The organism is Schlesneria paludicola DSM 18645, from assembly GCF_000255655.1.
In the GTDB taxonomy this organism is placed as follows: Bacteria; Planctomycetota; Planctomycetia; order Planctomycetales; family Planctomycetaceae; genus Schlesneria; species Schlesneria paludicola.
On the sequence record NZ_JH636435.1, the window covers coordinates 92,964 to 109,446 of the forward strand.

At 56.4% G+C, this 16,483-nt stretch carries 16 protein-coding genes; 2 read left to right on the plus strand and 14 right to left on the minus strand.

Annotation, left to right across the window (positions count from 1 at the left end):
• Positions 1-291: 291 nt before the first annotated feature.
• Positions 292-588 carry a putative signal transducing protein gene (locus OSO_RS0117610; RefSeq protein WP_157605319.1) on the plus strand — a complete coding sequence of 99 codons (297 nt, stop codon included), beginning with the start codon at positions 292-294 and terminating at the stop codon, positions 586-588.
• 52 nt (positions 589-640) lie between these two features.
• Here the strand turns inward: OSO_RS0117610 and OSO_RS0117615 are convergent, their stop codons facing one another.
• From OSO_RS0117615 to OSO_RS0117645, 6 genes are all read right to left on the minus strand, one after another.
• Positions 641-2,095, minus strand: coding sequence for a DUF1501 domain-containing protein (locus OSO_RS0117615; RefSeq protein WP_010584536.1), 1,455 nt, complete (start codon positions 2,093-2,095; stop codon positions 641-643).
• A gap of 274 nt (positions 2,096-2,369) precedes the next feature.
• Positions 2,370-3,767 (minus strand): UDP-N-acetylglucosamine 1-carboxyvinyltransferase, encoded by a 1,398-nt coding sequence (gene murA / locus OSO_RS0117625; protein WP_010584537.1) that lies wholly within the window; start codon positions 3,765-3,767, stop codon positions 2,370-2,372.
• 171 nt (positions 3,768-3,938) lie between these two features.
• On the minus strand, positions 3,939-4,298 hold the full coding sequence (locus tag OSO_RS43980) for a hypothetical protein (RefSeq protein ID WP_040592547.1): 360 nt from the start codon (positions 4,296-4,298) through the stop codon (positions 3,939-3,941).
• Positions 4,299-4,439: 141 nt separating this feature from the next.
• Complete coding sequence (locus OSO_RS50835; RefSeq protein ID WP_010584538.1) at positions 4,440-4,925, minus strand: hypothetical protein; 486 nt, start codon at positions 4,923-4,925, stop codon at positions 4,440-4,442.
• A 74-nt stretch (positions 4,926-4,999) separates the two neighbouring features.
• Positions 5,000-5,890: a DUF1573 domain-containing protein gene (locus tag OSO_RS0117640; RefSeq protein WP_010584539.1), complete on the minus strand. Its 891-nt coding sequence runs from the start codon at positions 5,888-5,890 to the stop codon at positions 5,000-5,002.
• A gap of 32 nt (positions 5,891-5,922) precedes the next feature.
• On the minus strand, positions 5,923-6,729 hold the full coding sequence (locus OSO_RS0117645; RefSeq protein WP_010584540.1) for a hypothetical protein: 807 nt from the start codon (positions 6,727-6,729) through the stop codon (positions 5,923-5,925).
• A gap of 355 nt (positions 6,730-7,084) precedes the next feature.
• On the opposite strand from OSO_RS0117645, the gene OSO_RS0117655 reads away from it, so the two are divergent.
• Positions 7,085-8,188 (plus strand): HD domain-containing protein, encoded by a 1,104-nt coding sequence (locus OSO_RS0117655; protein ID WP_010584541.1) that lies wholly within the window; start codon positions 7,085-7,087, stop codon positions 8,186-8,188.
• 93 nt (positions 8,189-8,281) lie between these two features.
• Here the strand turns inward: OSO_RS0117655 and OSO_RS0117660 are convergent, their stop codons facing one another.
• The 8 genes from OSO_RS0117660 to OSO_RS0117710 form a co-directional block, all read right to left on the minus strand.
• Positions 8,282-8,617, minus strand: a complete 336-nt coding sequence (locus OSO_RS0117660; RefSeq protein WP_040592767.1) for an ArsR/SmtB family transcription factor — start codon at positions 8,615-8,617, stop codon at positions 8,282-8,284.
• A 104-nt stretch (positions 8,618-8,721) separates the two neighbouring features.
• Positions 8,722-9,747: an ArsI/CadI family heavy metal resistance metalloenzyme gene (locus tag OSO_RS48175; RefSeq protein ID WP_010584543.1), complete on the minus strand. Its 1,026-nt coding sequence runs from the start codon at positions 9,745-9,747 to the stop codon at positions 8,722-8,724.
• A 65-nt stretch (positions 9,748-9,812) separates the two neighbouring features.
• A complete protein-coding gene (locus OSO_RS43990) occupies positions 9,813-11,081 on the minus strand; it encodes an MFS transporter (RefSeq protein WP_010584544.1) in 1,269 nt (422 codons plus the stop codon).
• Positions 11,082-11,117: 36 nt separating this feature from the next.
• Positions 11,118-11,906, minus strand: a complete 789-nt coding sequence (locus OSO_RS0117675; protein WP_010584545.1) for a phytanoyl-CoA dioxygenase family protein — start codon at positions 11,904-11,906, stop codon at positions 11,118-11,120.
• A 63-nt stretch (positions 11,907-11,969) separates the two neighbouring features.
• A complete protein-coding gene (locus OSO_RS0117680) occupies positions 11,970-12,995 on the minus strand; it encodes a DUF1559 domain-containing protein (RefSeq protein ID WP_010584546.1) in 1,026 nt (341 codons plus the stop codon).
• A 334-nt stretch (positions 12,996-13,329) separates the two neighbouring features.
• Positions 13,330-13,923 carry an FHA domain-containing protein gene (locus tag OSO_RS48180; RefSeq protein WP_010584547.1) on the minus strand — a complete coding sequence of 198 codons (594 nt, stop codon included), beginning with the start codon at positions 13,921-13,923 and terminating at the stop codon, positions 13,330-13,332.
• Positions 13,924-14,354: 431 nt separating this feature from the next.
• Entirely contained in the window at positions 14,355-14,906 is a 552-nt protein-coding gene (locus tag OSO_RS0117700; protein WP_010584549.1) for a response regulator transcription factor, read from the minus strand.
• Between the two features lie 334 nt (positions 14,907-15,240).
• Positions 15,241-15,564 (minus strand): hypothetical protein, encoded by a 324-nt coding sequence (locus OSO_RS0117710; protein WP_010584550.1) that lies wholly within the window; start codon positions 15,562-15,564, stop codon positions 15,241-15,243.
• Positions 15,565-16,483: the final 919 nt, after the last annotated feature.

Here is a 16,483-nt window from a genome sequence, read left to right on the forward strand (position 1 = left end):
GTTTCGAACGTTTGCCGTCACGCATAATTTCGGTCGATACGTCGCTGGATGATCGGCTTCCGCTCAGGTGGTGGAAAAACGCCCAGATTCAAGGGATCATCGAAATCCGATGGCCGCGTGTTTTGAGTTTTTACTGGTCAATTCTGGCGGTATGATCAAAACATCGTGCGATGGCACGCAGCATGCGTAACGTGATGCCTGAGTGATCCTAGACCGAATAACACAGATTGGCGCAAGAGAACGACACGGTCGTTCCGGATGATTCGCAGTCATGATCAGGAGTTTGCCACGATGAGCACAAATCAGCCAGAGTCGCTCGTGACGGTGTATTCAACGCCCGTTGAATTTGACGCGGAAATTGTCAAGGCGATGCTTGCCGATGTTGAGATTCCGAGCTCCGTCGAAAATGCGAATGGCCCTTTTCCGGGGATCGGCGCTGTCCCATGCCAAGTGATGGTGCCTGTGGAGCACGAAGCCGCCGCGCGGAAGCTGGTCGAAGAGCATGAAGAGCGTCTCCGGTTGCGCGAGGGCCGCGATACAGACGAGTACATTTATGACGACGCCGAAGACGGTCGAGATCTTGTCTGAGAGCTTTTTTACGAATCGGTGACGCATTCGATGCCGCCTATCGAGAGCGGCATCATGCGAAGAGGCTCTTGATCGGTTGGCCATCTGCAATTTTGTGGGGGCGGCCGGTCAAGTCATGTAGTTCCGTCGCGGGATCGAGTCCAAAACGCCAGAAAATGGTGGCCGCCAGGTCGGCGGGCGTGGTGGGTTCCGTTGCCGGAAACGCCCCCATCCGATCGCTCGATCCATAGACGGCTCCACCTGTCACACCGCCGCCCGCAAGCAGGACGCTGTAGCAATCAGGCCAGTGATCGCGTCCACCGTCCTGGTTGATCTTCGGAGTACGACCGAACTCACCCATGGCCACGACGAGTGTCGAATCGAGCAGTCCGCGTTCATCCAGATCGTCAATCAGTGTGCTCAGGCTTTGATCGGCGAGCGGCATTAAGTGTGTCTTGTGCTGATTGAAGTTCTTGAAGTGCGCGTCCCAGTTTTGGCCTTGCTGGCGGAAATCGTAGACGTTGACGAAGGGAACGCCGGCCTCAACCAGTCGACGCGCGCAAAGCAGATTCTGGCCTCGCATCTGCCGTCCATAGCCCATTTCAGAGCCATTGCCTCCGCCCCCACCTTCGCCGACGCTCACAGGGGCGGTCCCGTATCCGTACCGATCACGAGTTTCTTGTGATTCGCGCGTCAGCTCGAGTGCGTGACGTAATGCTTCTGATCCCAGCAACTGAAATGCTTTGTCGCAGAACATTCGCCATTGATGGCCGACGGGTGTCAGTGCCTTCGAAGTCGCCGCCAACTCCAGTGTTTCGAGCAGTCGGCGACGGTCGGAAACGGACGAGGCCGTGTGTCCCGATGGAAGTGTCAACGCACCCGCGCGATAGCCATTGGTTTCGAGATCGAGCGAAATCTGCAGTGGGTCAAATTTCGTTCCCAGGAAGCCGCCGCCCTGACATGGGGTATCAATCACATTGTGGAAGACGAACGGCAGTGCGGCGTGGGGAATCTCGATGTGTTGCTGTTGCCAGAGATAGCTGAGTGTGGCACCGAAGCAGGGGAAAAACTGGTTGATGGGCGCGAATTCTTCGCGGTCGCCTTGCGGTGAAGGTCGCCCGGTCAGTGCCTCGGTCGATGCGGAATCATGAAGACGGTTCTTGTGATGCATGCTGCGGATTAACGCGACCTTATGCATCACACGCGACATCTTCGGAAGGTGTTCGCTGACGAAGATTCCGGGTGCCGAAGTCGCAATCGGCTGAAACTCGCCGCGCACTTCGGCGGGAGCATCTGGCTTCAAGTCGTAGGTATCCAGGTGGCTTGGGCCGCCGTAGTAGAAGACGATGATGCAAGACTTGATCGGCGAGTTGTGGCCTGTCCGTGGTAATGCGATCGAGGGGGATGCATACGATTGAGCACGCCACAAACTCCCGAGATTCAACCCCAGAGTGCCCCCAGCCCACTGCATCGCGCGTCGGCGATTGAACAATCCGAATTGATCGAACTCAAGGAAGCTGTCTGCCATTGCGACCCCCACCGGCGAACATTTAAAGAGCCGTTGATGAATATGACAGATGGCGGGGCGGACTCCAAGCGCAAAAAGGACGCGACCTGTTCGATTTCACAATGCGGGCGTCGGATGCAACGTCAATGGCAGCCGGTTTTTATGCGCCTGAGTGCAGGGGATGCGATGCGACAGCTTCGAAACTCGAAACTCGAAGTGAGAGCGTGAAAGCAGTGGTATCGGGCCAGATTGAATTTCACTGAGCTCGATAAGCCTCGAACGATTCGCGGTTGGCTTACTGTGGTGTGCGATATCGATCAAACTCGCCTTTCGACAAGAATTTGGGCGGTGGCACGTCACTGGCGTCGACGGCCAGCGGTTGTTGTTCGGCTTCAGAGAGCTGCAAACTGTTCGGCATGGTTTCGGGAAGATCTGCCACGCGGGTAATGTCGGCACCGACTTGGTTGAGCTTCTGCTCCAGCCGCTCGTAGCCTCGGTCAAGATGGTATACGCGGCGGATGACTGATTCGCCATCGGCGGCGAGCGCCGCCAAAAGCAATGCTGCACTCGCCCGCAGATCTGACGCCATGACGCAAGCGCCGCTCAGCGTCTTGACCCCCGAGATGATAGAACTGGCGCCTTCTCGACGAACGTTGGCTCCCATTCGCATCAGTTCGGGGATGTGCATGAACCGATCTGGGAAAACTTTGTCTGTGACGACGCTGATTCCCTCGGCTGTCGACAGAAGTGCCGTCAACTGGGCCTGGACGTCTGTGGGGATTCCGGGATAGGGTAGCGCGGTGATATCGAGCGAACGGATGCGGTCTGGTGCCGTGACAATGACCGTCCGGTCACGAATTTCGATTCCAACGCCGACCATACGCAGAACGTCAATCACGGCGGCCAGATGTTGGGCATCGACATTGTCGACTTGCAGTCGCCCCCCCGCCATTGTGGCGGCGATCAGCAGGGTGGCTGCTTCGATTCGGTCGGGAATCACGGTGTGTTCGACGGCGGCGAGTGAGTGTACTCCTTCAATGCGTAGCAGAGGTGTTCCCAAGCCTTCGATCCTGGCTCCCATCGCGTTCAAGTATCTGCCCAAGTCGACGACCTCGGGTTCGCAGGCGGCCGCCGAGATTGTCGTCACACCTTCGGCGAAAACCGCAGCGCACAACACATTGCACGTTCCGGTGACGGTGCTGCCGAATGATCCGCCCAGATAGATATCTGTCCCGATCAGTCGATCGGCCCGCGCGAAGACGTAGCCGCGATCAATGGTGATTTGCGCTCCGAGTGCTCGAAGTCCCTTCAGGTGGAGGTCAATCGGGCGGTGGCCGATGTTGCAGCCACCTGGAAGCGAAACACAGGCGCGCCCCCGGCGACCGAGCAGCGGGCCGAGTACACAGACGCTGGCACGCATGCGTCGTACAAGTTCATAGTCCGCCAGGCATCGCTGTTCATCGACGGCGGTCAGCGCCAAGGAATTGTCGGGCCGACGCTCAACGAACATACCCAGGGAACGCAGCACTTGGGATAAGGTCGTGACATCGACCAGATCGGGGACGCCATGCAGCACTGTGGTTCCGTTTGCGGCCAGCGCGGCAGCCATGATCGGTAGGGCCGCATTTTTTGCCCCGCTTACCGTCACTCGACCGCGCAGAGGGCGACCTCCTCGCACGACAAACATGTCCATCCGTGGACCTCCACCGAAAGTTCTGTGCATCCAGCCGCAGTATTGGAACACCGCGCAGGGTTTGCAGCAAGTCTGATTGGGTCTCCCCTGGGAAATCGGAACCGCAAAGTTGGAGGATTCGTGGATGCGAAGATTGCTCCAACTTTGTCTCTGGCCATCTGAATTTGAGCGTCAGGCGTACACACGTGCAAATGAGCCTGTAGGGCTTTCGGGTATGGGTGACATCAATGACGGGACTTTCGGGTTCGGGCTGGTGGACTGGGCTGTCAGTGGGCTGACGGTGGAGGTCGTGCTGGCGGCATGGCTGAGCATCAATGAAAGTGCGCTTGCCGATTCGGAGATCGGAAAGGTGCTCAGTGATTCATTGTCGATCTGGATTCCTGTGTAGTTCTTGTCAAACACGCGATGTGCGGCTTTTCCCGAGATCAACGTCGCCGTCTGACTGAGGCTACTGTTGATCTGTGCGCCTCGGTTGATCTGGCTCATTGAAGGCGGGGCAAACGTCTGGATTGTCGGGGTGATTGCAGTCATGAATTTGTGCCTCCCGGATGGTGGTCCACATGGTGCGAAAGACGTGATGAGCGAAGGTGCGAGGGGTGGGTGCACTGGCCGAAAAGCCCGCGGCTGATTCGCCAGCGAGCGACGTCGGTAAAGGGCGTTGAAAACGATCAATTAAGACGGGCGAGACTTGGCTCCACAGGCTTGAATCGCTGCGCTGCCGTTGACGGAACGTCGGTGCCGTTGACCGCAGCCAGCAAGCTGTTCGTCATGCAATTTCACTGTAGTTTGCGAACAGGAGGTGGGGCTTGCGGTGAGTGGAAGGGCGAAAATTATTGCGCAGGTCCCGGCGGGAATTAACGGATTTTGCGCGATGTGGACATCGACGTTGCGGATTGGGAACAAGCTTCTGTGGCGTTTGATGATGAAACAGGACAGCCATTGCGCTTTTGGCGGCGCGAAGGTCCAGGGGGAGGATGACGACGAGCTCTCGCGTTGAAAAATTTGAGGAGAAGCGACGACGTTCCTTGTCACGATGACATTTTCGCAGAACGCAGCTCTGGAGGGCTCCGGGAAGGCAAGATTGGGCGCGAGACTTTTCGCTTTTGCTCGAATTCGAGCGGGCGCGAGCAGTTCGACGATAACCTCGTGACGATCCATCGCCCGCTTTGCCTCATTGTAGATCCATCACAGCGCGGATCGACGAGAGAACAGCGTGGTTCAGGTCGGCAGGGTTACTTCGCTTCGGCGGGCGTATTTTCGGCCGACTGCTGTTCTCGTGGTTTGATGGTTTCGCTGGTCAGCCTGGCAGAGGATTTCTGACGCTCATGGTCGAGTGCCTGGTCAGATTCGGCAGCCGGGGTTGGTACTCGGCCCTGCAGTCGCAATGGAACGCGAATCTCGCCCATATCGGGGTCGTCCGTTGTGATTTTCAAGACGACATTTGTCTGGACGGTGGGAAGGTCGCCGGCGATCGAGACGCGGACGGACTGTTGATAGTTTCCGATTGCAGATCGGGTGCTTTCCCCAATCACGGCCTCGACGAGGTCCGAGTTGCAAGAGACGTCGGTGATCTCAAAGGGCTTACCGCGTCCATCCGTCACCGTGAAATCCTGGACGGTCGGGCTCGATCCAAGCGGGTGCGACACCGCCAGTGCGGGAGGTGTCACCCAGATTCCGCGAGGAACGACGAGTTTCAATGTGAGGGGCGTTTCGCGTGGTTCCGTATCGGTGTACTTCACGTTGACGGTGTATTCATGCGGGCCGGGCGTTGTGTTCGCGGGTTGCATGCGGACGACGACGCGCCCGTGATCACCGGGTTCGATGACGTTGTCACGCGTTCCCTGCAGGCGCGGGGTCAAGCAACCGCAACTGGGCTCGAGTGCGATGCGGATTGGTTTTGCGCTTCGATTTTCGAACACATAGCTGGCCTCGACAACCGTGGTGGGCTGGACGGTCTTAAGGTCAACCGCGTACTGGCGGAATGCCAGTGCCGGGGGCGGCGGGGACGTGATGACCAGCGGAACCGATTGAAGTCCCGTGTGATTCAGGACAGCCAAGGCAAAGGGCGTGACTGCCATCGTCAAGGCCATCAATCGTACTGGTCCAGAAGTCGTCCATGACATGGGATTGTTCCGAAGGATTGAGGTGTCGGCAATCAGTTCTTGCGGGTGGGAGTGAGCACAACGAAGTAAAGGTGACCCTGCTTCGTTGAAGAATGTGAAATGACGAGGGTATCTCCATAGTTGGCGTCGATGTTCACTTGGAGTTTTTCCACGGTTTCAGGGGCGTCTTGTTTCGAGCGACCAAGGCCCTTGTGGTGAAATTCACACGTCGTTTGAAGCTTCAAGTTGTGCGTTTCACTCGTAGAGGGCAGGATTTCAATGGCCAGGCCGGCCTTTGGGGGCGTGCTGCCATTCGCGAATCGTGGCGATACCCCGTCGCCGGATTCAGACAGGCGGATCGGCTGGTTCGCGGTCGTTTCAATTGAAATTGGCGTGATCAGAACCGTTGCCTTCTTGGCTTCCAGCAGTCGACTAAGCTCCGTCTGCTTTTCCCCAGCGCTATCAATCAGGCTGCTTCCGCGAAGGACTGAAGACTCAGGAACGTCGGCTCCGATCACTTCGAACACCTGCAGTTCCATTGCGATCGATTCGGCGGTTGCAGTTCGTTGAACGCCGACTTGATTCATCAACTGCTGATGAGCGGCGATAAATTGTTGCAGGAGTTCCGCACCTTCGATGTCGCCGCTTTTCTTGAGCTTGTCAGCGAGCTTTGCGACATCATCAACATGGCATGCGGGCTTTCCACCCGGTGCCTGCGCTCGGTATTCCGGCAGTGACATTGCCTGGCGTAGCAGTTTGGGAGAAACGCGTTGCTTGCGTGGCTGAACGGTTTCTTCCGCCCCCAGAAAGGTTGAACTCATCAATACCAATAGTGAGGCACAGCAGTTCATGCGACGCATGAGCGAACTCCTTTAGCTCGTTCTCACCAGTGAACAGGCGGACTGCCCGTTGGCCCGATTCTGAAGTTGAGCGACGGCTTGTATCAGTAGTCGCTTTTCCGGGTCAACGTGAATTCAGCCGAACGGTTCATGTCACAGTTCCGGATTTGCGCGTGAATTGAACTAAGAAGGTCTCGACAATGCGACTGCTCCGTCCGTGCAATCATCTTGACGAGCCGTGCCAGGGCTTTAGAATAAATGGGCTGAATACCGGCCCGGCGTTGGCTTTGATGGGCCTGGTGCATGCGCTGATCGATGTTTTTTCGAGCCGTTCTGGTTCGATCGAGCAACGCGTGGGTGTCTCCAACGCATCGCAATGACTGACGAAAAGTTAAGACGCGGAATCATCGTTGAAGCCGCTCGAATGATGTACTCACGCCGAGAGTCGGAGTACTATCGAGCCAAAATGAAGGCCGCGAAGCGGCTTTGTCGGGGCTGGGTCAAACCATCAGAGTTGCCCAGCAATGCCGAGATCCGTGACGAGATCGAACGGATGGCCAATCTGTTTGAGGGTGAGTCGCGGTTCGATCGATTGCGTGAAATGCGCATTGAAGCGCTGCGTGTGATGCGGCTGCTTGAACACTGTCGTCCCAAGATTATTGGCAGTACCTTCACGGGGCATGTTCGCCAGGGCTCCGACATCGACATCCACGTCTTTGCCTCAGGCACCGACGCGGTGACCAGTTGTCTGGATGACGAGGGGATGGACTATCATGTGGAGCGTAAGCGGGTCCGCAAATTTGGCGAAGAGCGGCTGTTTACGCATATTCATGTTCGTGACCGGTATCCGATCGAGTTGACGTTGTATGCTCCCGACAAGGCGTCGTTTGTGTTTACGAGTTCCATCACCGGCAAGGCGATGGAGCGTGCAACACTGGCCGAGTTTGAACAGTTTTTGAAACAAGAATATCCCGATGCCAATCTGGATGACGATCTTGTCGCAGCCGAGGCGGCGATCGATCGCTTTCAAGTGTATCGCTCGTTACTGGTGCCGCTCGAATCGGTGATGCAGGATCGTTACTACCATCCCGAGGGGGATGTTCTCTATCACCTGCTGCAATGCTACGTGCTGGCCCAGCAGGAGCGTCCGTACGACGAAGAGTTTCAGCTTGCGGCGTTGCTACACGATGTGGGGAAGGGGCTCGACAAAGAGCACCACGTCGAGTCTGGCCTGGAGGCGCTCGAAGGGCACATTACGGCTCGAACGGCTTGGCTGATCGAGCATCATATGGCCGTACACCAGATTCGAGATCGCTCGATTGGGCACCGCGCCTTTGCACGCCTCAGGGCGTCGCCCGACTACGACGATCTCTTGTTGCTTGGCGAATGTGATCGTGGCGGCCGCGTGTGCGGGGCCGTTGTTCCGGACGTTGATGATGCGCTCGATGAACTGCGTGAACTGGCAAGAACTTACGGCTGATTGACGAAGCGGTTCTGTGCGAGTCAATGATGTTTCGTTGACTCGCATTGTTCCAATGTAGTCGATGCCAAGTCCGTGAGCCGTTGCCGCGAACTATTTCGCTTTGGTTTCGGGGACTTCGATCCGACAGCAGCCAAGGTTCAAGAATTCTTTGCTGCTGCGGGCCGCCTTTTGAAGTAAATCCTGACGCAAGCGATAGACCATGAAGCGGCCGTCGCGCTCGACTTCAATCAGGCCCGCATGCTTCAGGATTTTCAGGTGATGGGAAACGGTCACAAGTTCCGTCTCGAGGAACTCGGCGATGTCGCCAACCGTCATTTCGCCATGGCGCAAGAGATCAACGATCCTCAGGCGAAGTGGTTCGCTGAGTGCCTTTAAGAGATCCGCACACGATTTTGATTGAAAGTTGTCGTTTTCCAAGGAACGCATCGGCCCCATGAGAGGTGACGAAGTGGTTTTGAAACGAACGCAGACTCCTGAATCATAGGGGCCATCAATTCACGGAGCAATTCAAGTGACGAAAGTCATGCGCTTCAGACGCCACAATGACTGACGGCGGCGGATTCTGGCAGCATGACGAATAGCTCGGCGACGGAACTTGCTTTGAGTGCTTCCCAGCGCGAACGTGGAATGCTGACCGCTTCGCCACGGTGCCATTGGTGGCCCTCGTCGTCCAGAACACTGAGGAACGGTCCTTTGAAGACGACGTTGCAGGTTTCCGAGGACGCGTATTCTGGTCGTCGGGCGATAATCTGGGTTTCGCGCAAGGGGGCGCCTTCATGCTCGAAGCAGGCCCCGGATCGGAATGTTGCGAGTTGCTGATCGACGAATCCCGCGGCTTCGATGGCCGCCATTAGCTCCGTTCGAACCGGCGCATATTTGACATACGCCGCAGGCCCCGGAAGGTGCAGTTCGCCGCCGACGGGCTCTTCGCTTGTTAGAATGTGGACCGTAACCTGGCCGCCCGGACGCAGGGTCTTGAATGCCTGCGCCAACTGGCTTTGCATCTGTTCGTTCGAGACGGGGACATTGAAAGTGCCGCGCAGGCGAACCTGGTCACAGGGAGATGTGGGCGGGGCAAACGGCTCAAGCATCCGGTGCTCCCAGATGGCTGGTTCCGGGGTGTCCGAAATCGCCGCTGCCGCCGCTTCCCCGACCATGTCATCGAGTGACTGTCCATCGCCGCGATGATCGAGATCTTCGTCCAGCGTGTAGAACTCCCACAGTCGATGATCCAGGTCGTGAACCCAGAACTTCGTCTGCTTGGAGTAGCAGCATTCAACACCCTCTTCCCGCTGCGTTGTGATTCCGGCCTTCTCGAGTCGGGCTTGTGCATCCACCAGCGATTGTGAGTCCGCAAAGCGGAAGCCGGCATGATTCAATGATCCGTGTTGCGCGGGTGAACGCGGTTCCAGCGAAAGGACGAGCGGAGGGGAATCGAGCTCGAATTTGGCGTAGTCCAATCGCTGTTTCGCGGCAGGAACACCCAGGATGTTCTGAAAGAACGTGACCGCCTTTGGCAGATTCGAAACGTTCAAGGAGAGGTGGAATCTGAGCATGATGAACCTTTTGATGGTGCCGTCGCGGATCGGCGGTGCGGAGTTCGTGTCAGGGGGCGAGTACGTTAAGTGCTGGACGCGGGTTCCAAGACGGGAGAGATCCTTGGTTGCGCATGTCGTCGAGGAATTGGAATGAGTGGAATTGTCACGGCCACCACCGCCGCGATCAGGCCCAGGCTGATGATCGCGGGTAAGTAGGAACCGTGTCGAACTTTGATTTCGGCCAGGACGACGGGGCCCAAGGCCGAGGCAATCACAGTCAGCATCTGTGCGACGCTCTGGATTCGTCCCAAGTGAGCCTGGCCGAAGAGTTGTGCCCAGATCGTAAAGAATAAGACCGTTACCATTCCACCTGCCACACCCATCGCCACGGCGTAGGTGACAAGGGCGGGGAATGAGTTAACGAATTGAAGTCCGAGGAGTGCCGACGCCAATAATGTCATTGCGGCCGAGGCGAGAGTCGAAATCCGGACACGCGTCGCCAGCCAGCCAGTGGTCAAATTGCTGAGTAGACCGATTCCTGTTGTCATCGTGGTCAGTTGATAATAGACACTTTTGTTAAATCCCAGCTCCACAATGAGTGACTCGTTGAACAGCGAGATGCCCGATGAAACGAGTCCATACAGCGAGGTTGCCAAGCCAAATATCCAGAATGCGGGAGTTGCCAGTGCCTCTTTCAATGTGTAGTCGGTCTCGCCTTCAGTGATGCCATGCTCGGTCTCGTTGTGGCGGGCGGCGGGGGCAGACTTTGCAAGGATTGCGAATAGAGGCGCCAGTACGACGAGCAGCAGTCCGCCGAGCTCAAACCATTGAGATCTCCAGTCGCGACCGCTTTGGCCATAGCCCCAATAGAATGCCGCCATGAAACCAATCGACACCAAGATCGAGTAAACTGCGGTTGGGAGTGGTAACTGGGCACGGCGGAACCACTTGCCCGTCATCGAAATGCTGACGACCGAGAGTGCGCTTTGCCCCAGCCCTCGCGTCAGGGTGATCAAGAGAGTGAAAGCCATGACGCCGGTCGCGTATGTCATGGAGATCACGACCAATCCCAGCAGGCCGACGATGAGTGATAGTGTCACCCGAAATCCCCAACGGTCAAGCATCCATCCGGCGGGAAAGCAGAAGAGTGCCCCAATCAGCGTTGCCCAGAAGTTGATCTGACCAAATCCCTGGCGGTCGAGATGCAGCGAACTGTCGGCAAGCAGCCGCTCAGTGATCATTCCCAGTCCGTGGGTTCGGCCCGGCAATGTTGCGATCATGGCTAGTGCCGCCAGGGCGACAATCACCCATCCGTATGCAGGTCCGTTCGAAGCCGCTGTTTGTCGTGTCATGCGTCTGCTCAAGCATCTTCGTTGCAGGGGTGCGGTCTACTTGAAGAAGACCGGTTCACTGGTCATTTGTTGACGATGCGAACGGATTCGTTCGCGAAATTCGGCGTAATGTGCATCTCGCTGGTCACCCCCGTCAGACCGTGCGTTGTAGCTCACGTAGAGGACGCGGCGCATTTGGCTTGAGCGGTTCGGCGCCGAGCGATGCGGTGTCAGTCCGTGAAAGATCGCGATGTCACCGGGGTTCAAAACCAGCGCCGTACATCTATTGGCATCGACTACGCTGTCGGGCAGCATGTAAAGGCTCGCGTCGTTCGTCAGAAAGTCATTGTGATAACCCGAAAAGACTTCGGTGCATCCATTCTCTTCCGAGCTGGGATCAATCGGAATTAAAACGGTCAGGAATGTGCGAGGAAAATCTTTCCAGGCCAGCGGGATGTCCTGGTGAAGCTGATATCCGAGTGCGCCAGGCGGCTTGAAGATCAGCTTTTCTTTGAACAGGCAGGCTGGTTCACCGTACAAGGCTTCGACCGCCGAGAGGATGCGGGGGTGCAGACTGAATCGCTGGCATATGGACGAGATATCGTTGACTGGATCAAACACTTCAAACAACTGTTCGCCCGTTTCGTGATGCGCCATGTAGCGGCATCGCAGATTCTGTGGGCTGATCAAATCACCACGCTCGTTGAGCAATCGGTTTGATTCCTCCAAGAGCGACTGTATCTCGGTCGTGTCGAACACGTTTCGCAGGACCAGAAATCCATGCGTCTGATAGTTCCGGCGTTGTTCGTCCTTCAATGTTTCGACGTCGTCGATCAGCATCGTCATTCGAAGGGCCTTTTTCTATGTCCGAACGGTCGAGGCGTGTTGATGTTGCGGGCGAAATCGAGATTAGAATTCTCCGACGACTTCACCACCGTTTCGTGTTGACAACGCCCTCCAGATCGAGAGATCGATATTGTCGTTCACGAATCTAACGGCACCGTCACACATGAGCAAATGCACGCCGCCAACATGCATGCTGCGAGCCGCCTTCCAGCCGATCGCGGTGTAGCCGAGTGACAACGCGTTGGTGATACAGTCCCATTTCTTGCTGTTTGGGGTGTAGTAGTGGTTGTACGACGTGTTGCGAATTTCGCCAGAGTACCACAGGAACTGACGCAGGTCGGTGTAGTTCCAGATCGTCGGGGCCGCACACGCGGCATCGTCGAGTGAGCCCTGGAATGTCATGAGATACGCATAGGATTTTTGTGCCGAGTTCGGTGGCGTTGTGCCGGGAGCGGCCTTCTGGCCATCGCCCAGAATGCTCTCTGACATGCAGGCGGTGTTGCTGGTGCCGTCCGAGATATGGCCAATCTTGACGCTCGAGTTCGCGTACATGATTCCATCTGAATTGTAAGGCGAACCATTCGCCGGAGCGCCCGCCAAAGTATTCAGGCCCGACCCCATGTTTGCGCAGTAATTTGCGGGGCCTAGCGATGTGACACCGTAGCCGTCGCCCAGTGATTGGGCCTTGTCGCTGGGGCAGAGAAACATCGGAATCTTATATGCGGCGGCCAGCATGTTGTTTGCGTCGGCGATGTAATAAGGCGGTGTGGCGGCATATGTCGGAGCGTTAAGGTTCATGAGGTTGTAGATTGGCGTTTGATCTAGGTATGGGCTGAGATACGCCAAGACTCCCCAGTTTCCCGCACTGTATTTGTAGGTGTCGCCGGGAATCAGGTTCGGTGGAAAGCATTGGATGGTGCTCTCGTAATTGTGCAACGCGAGTCCGAGTTGTTTGAGGTTGTTCTTACACTGGGTTCGCCGAGCAGCCTCGCGTGCCTGTTGAACGGCTGGCAGCAGCAAGGAAATCAAGACTGCGATGATGGCAATCACAACCAGAAGTTCGATTAAAGTGAAGGCACGGCGCTTCATGCAATGAATCCTTGCGAATCGGGGGGGGGCGAGGGGCGGGTGGCGCTCAATAGTTCGACATTCAGAAGATAATTAGAATATCGGGCCTGCTGGATTGCAAGCGATTGGCGCTTGGGCGGTGGGGAAGCGATACGCCACTTATGCGCCCGTTCGCTGTTGATCAAATAACGGAAGCGTTTGGTGGAACGCTGTTTCTGGTGACGACGGCCATTGGCCTGCTGCTGGGCACCAGCGCCTGTTAGATTGAATTCAGGTCGGCCTCGCGAACGGCATGCGAGTCATTGATATGCGTGCCACGAACTCAGCGGAGTGTCATTTCAAGTTTGACGCTCGATCAGTGCTTCTGTTTGGCCTTCATGGCTTCCCAGTGCTTGCGAATCACAAGTGCGGCTTCGTCTTTGACGGAGAGGGGTTTTGCCAGTGTTGGCTTTGGAGTGGGAGCGATGGTCGGCGACGCGGGCGGCGGTGGTGCAGAGATTGTCGGCGGTAGCGGCGTGGGGACGGCGGATGCAGGGGGAAACGTTCCAATCACGGCCGTGTCGGGGCCAGAGTGCTTCGAGCCTGACTCCGCAAGCCAATCGGCAATGTCTGCTTCAGAAATCTTCGTCTGGGGGTTTTCGACGTTCACGCGTTGTTTGGGGGACGCTGGAACGGACAGAAGTGTCGCGCCGATTCGCAACGTGTCGCCTTCCCGCAGCAGTGTGGGGGCGGTAATTGGCATGTCGTTGACATGCGTGCCGTTTTGGCTCGACAGGTCGACGACGAGAATTCCGTCGGGCGAGCTTTTCAGGATACAGTGCTTGCGGCTGACCAGGCTGGATGCGATCCGCAGGTCGCAATCATCGTCGCGCCCGACAACCATCTCTTTCGCGGGTAGGACCAGCCGCTTGCCCTTAAGCTTCCCCGATTGGATGATCAACTCTGCCATGAATCCAGACCTCTTACCAGTTCAAACGTCATGAGTGTGATGTGCGAAGGTACATCATAGAGGAATACTCCTAACAAGGCATGAGCGTTTCATGAGAACTCATTGACAGGATTTTGTTGACGGTGTCGTGTGCCGTCCGAGGCACGCTCGTCGCCTGCAATTTGCTGGCAAATGCCACATGATTCCTTAGGGAGGATCGCCGCACCGCCTTCGTCATGAATGTCGGAGTCTCAGAGTGTCTCTATCATGGTCTTTTGGATGTGGCGAATCAATTGGCGGCCACGTTTCCGCGTGATTCTTCCGACGGTCGCTGATCAAGAAGGTCTGTGGGCCAGCGGCAATTGCCGATCGACTGGAGGTTCTCGACATATCGACGGCGACTCCTGCCATTCCTCAATCCTCGGTGCCCATTTTTTTGTCCTGGCGGCAGGCTAGCTCGGGACGATCATGGGCTCGCCGCAACGTGGGCAGTTCATGCTGCGGCCCTTGTGTTCCGCGCTGACGCGAAACCGCTTGCCACAGATGCAATGAAATCGGATGCGGTCGACTTCCTTGTTTTCAAGCCTTGATTTGGCCCAGACATCTTGGGCCACCTGCTGGATAGTTTCGATCAGATGCGCAGGGTCGGCCGGTTTCGTCAGGTACGCATCAGCGCCGACACGCGCAGCCAGGGATCGCGACTCATCACTGTCAATCGCAGTCAGGATCACGACCGGGATCGAGCTATCCGAATGTTTCAGGCGATCGCAAATCTCGAATCCGGATTCGCCGGGCAGCATCAGATCGAGGATCACAAAATCTGGCTTTTGCAGCACAAATGAGGACTGCGCCTGGCCACCATCCTTGGCAACTTTCACGGACATTCCGTTGCGTTCCAGGATCTGTTTGGTCACCGCGGCTGAATCGGGATCGTCCTCCACGAGCAGCACCAGTTTAACGTGAGCTTCGACAGTCGATAGTTGGGCCCAACGCTCACCACTCACGGCCTCACCTGTTCTTATGTGAAACGTGACGTTCGTACGAAGTTACGGCGAATGCCGCCAGCTTCGATCGCCATGCAGGTACAGGATTCGAATCGAGCGATCTCATGGCGATGACATGATTTATGGAAATGGACAATCATTGAAATAACCGAAATGATCGGCCGAAGCAACTGCCTTTTGAGTTCACTCAAAATCAAGGTGCCAGCTTAGGCCCAAAACCGACCATGCGTTTCGTTACGCGATTGGGCGAGTTCGTGACGACGAAAAAAGCGGTCGAGGAATTCCTTGACCGCTCGGGCGATAATTTTGTGATGGGGTGACATCGCGGGGCGAATTAGTAGCCTTCGACGGCGTTGTGTGTGGCTCCAGCGACGATATCGCATGTCGTGTTCGTGTCGCAATCGTCAACCGCGTCGTAGAACGAGCTTCCCGCAACAGAGCTCTTCAGTTTGCCGCAACTGTACGAGCGGAATCCGGTCACGCAATACGACTGATTCAATGCTCCGATGGCATTCGAGATATCGTTCAGTTCGGTGTTGACCGCGACGGAAACTTCGCTGAGACCAATGATCACGGCCAGCACCGCAATGGTCAGGACCAGGGTCAGTTCAGCCGAGATGATCACACCAGATTCGTCATTCAGTAATGTCTTCAACATGGGTCAATGCTCCTGCTCTTAAGTTTGCAATCTGTGATGTTGTGAACGGGGTATTTCTGCCGTTTTGTCGTGCGTCCTGCTGCACCGGTTCGGCGATCTTGCAGGCGTAGTGACTGCAAGTAGTCGTCGAAAAGCGTCCAAAATGTCTGGTGCTCGATGTTGGGCACTCAGCCATTGCAAGCGCCGGACGTTGGTCACCGTCGCAGGCTTTAATTGCTTGCGAACTGGCCAGTCACACGGATTCCAGATCGATCCGGCGTCACGCCACCCACTTAACGCAGTCGTCGTGCCAGTGGGTCGCGATTGGAGGTGGATCAAGGCTGGCTTCCTGCGTGGAAATTGCCTGATTTCCAGGGGTAAGCGACCAAAAAAACGGCTGATTCTCGTGCTCAGGTCTCTATCCGTCCGAGAGGCGAGGTATCGAATTCGTGACGAAACGTTGTAAACCTGTTCGGCGAATTTGACGTGTTTGATAAGAATCTGCCACGCGTTGCAACGCATTTACAGGGCATGCTTTGTGGCGATGTGGGTCGCTCGTTTTGTCGGCTTTGATGTCTATGCCATGTTAAGGGATTGGTCCGTGATGTTGTCATTTCGAAACATCGCTCTGGAGGTGCAATCTGTCGCGGCGCCATCCGAGGTGAGGCCCGAATCTTGGCGTGGGCGATGAACTGCCGGTCATGCGTTTCAAGCGGCCGGCGGCACGACATGTCAGTCGGAACTGCGCATTTCCACGCGTTCTGGCGGTGACGTCATCGAAGTCCGCAAAACCTCTGTATGTACCGCAGAATCAGGGGCGAGGGGGCTAAAGCGGTGGGAGGACGCCGCCTGTTTTACCCTGTCGGCATTCAAGGAAAATCTCTGCCATGTTTCGTGCTGATTTGTTCATGTGTCGTAGTGAACAAGCTCGATAGCAAGT

What these genes read in the sequence shown, in the direction of transcription:
- OSO_RS0117610 (WP_157605319.1), top strand. Translation starts at nt 292, where the DNA reads ATGAGCACAAATCAGCCAGAGTCGCTCGTGACGGTGTATTCAACGCCC.
- OSO_RS0117615 (WP_010584536.1), bottom strand. Translation starts at nt 2,095, where the DNA reads ATGGCAGACAGCTTCCTTGAGTTCGATCAATTCGGATTGTTCAATCGC.
- murA (WP_010584537.1), bottom strand. Translation starts at nt 3,767, where the DNA reads ATGGACATGTTTGTCGTGCGAGGAGGTCGCCCTCTGCGCGGTCGAGTG.
- OSO_RS43980 (WP_040592547.1), bottom strand. Translation starts at nt 4,298, where the DNA reads ATGACTGCAATCACCCCGACAATCCAGACGTTTGCCCCGCCTTCAATG.
- OSO_RS50835 (WP_010584538.1), bottom strand. Translation starts at nt 4,925, where the DNA reads ATGGATCGTCACGAGGTTATCGTCGAACTGCTCGCGCCCGCTCGAATT.
- OSO_RS0117640 (WP_010584539.1), bottom strand. Translation starts at nt 5,890, where the DNA reads ATGTCATGGACGACTTCTGGACCAGTACGATTGATGGCCTTGACGATG.
- OSO_RS0117645 (WP_010584540.1), bottom strand. Translation starts at nt 6,729, where the DNA reads ATGCGTCGCATGAACTGCTGTGCCTCACTATTGGTATTGATGAGTTCA.
- OSO_RS0117655 (WP_010584541.1), top strand. Translation starts at nt 7,085, where the DNA reads ATGACTGACGAAAAGTTAAGACGCGGAATCATCGTTGAAGCCGCTCGA.
- OSO_RS0117660 (WP_040592767.1), bottom strand. Translation starts at nt 8,617, where the DNA reads ATGCGTTCCTTGGAAAACGACAACTTTCAATCAAAATCGTGTGCGGAT.
- OSO_RS48175 (WP_010584543.1), bottom strand. Translation starts at nt 9,747, where the DNA reads ATGCTCAGATTCCACCTCTCCTTGAACGTTTCGAATCTGCCAAAGGCG.
- OSO_RS43990 (WP_010584544.1), bottom strand. Translation starts at nt 11,081, where the DNA reads ATGACACGACAAACAGCGGCTTCGAACGGACCTGCATACGGATGGGTG.
- OSO_RS0117675 (WP_010584545.1), bottom strand. Translation starts at nt 11,906, where the DNA reads ATGACGATGCTGATCGACGACGTCGAAACATTGAAGGACGAACAACGC.
- OSO_RS0117680 (WP_010584546.1), bottom strand. Translation starts at nt 12,995, where the DNA reads ATGAAGCGCCGTGCCTTCACTTTAATCGAACTTCTGGTTGTGATTGCC.
- OSO_RS48180 (WP_010584547.1), bottom strand. Translation starts at nt 13,923, where the DNA reads ATGGCAGAGTTGATCATCCAATCGGGGAAGCTTAAGGGCAAGCGGCTG.
- OSO_RS0117710 (WP_010584550.1), bottom strand. Translation starts at nt 15,564, where the DNA reads ATGTTGAAGACATTACTGAATGACGAATCTGGTGTGATCATCTCGGCT.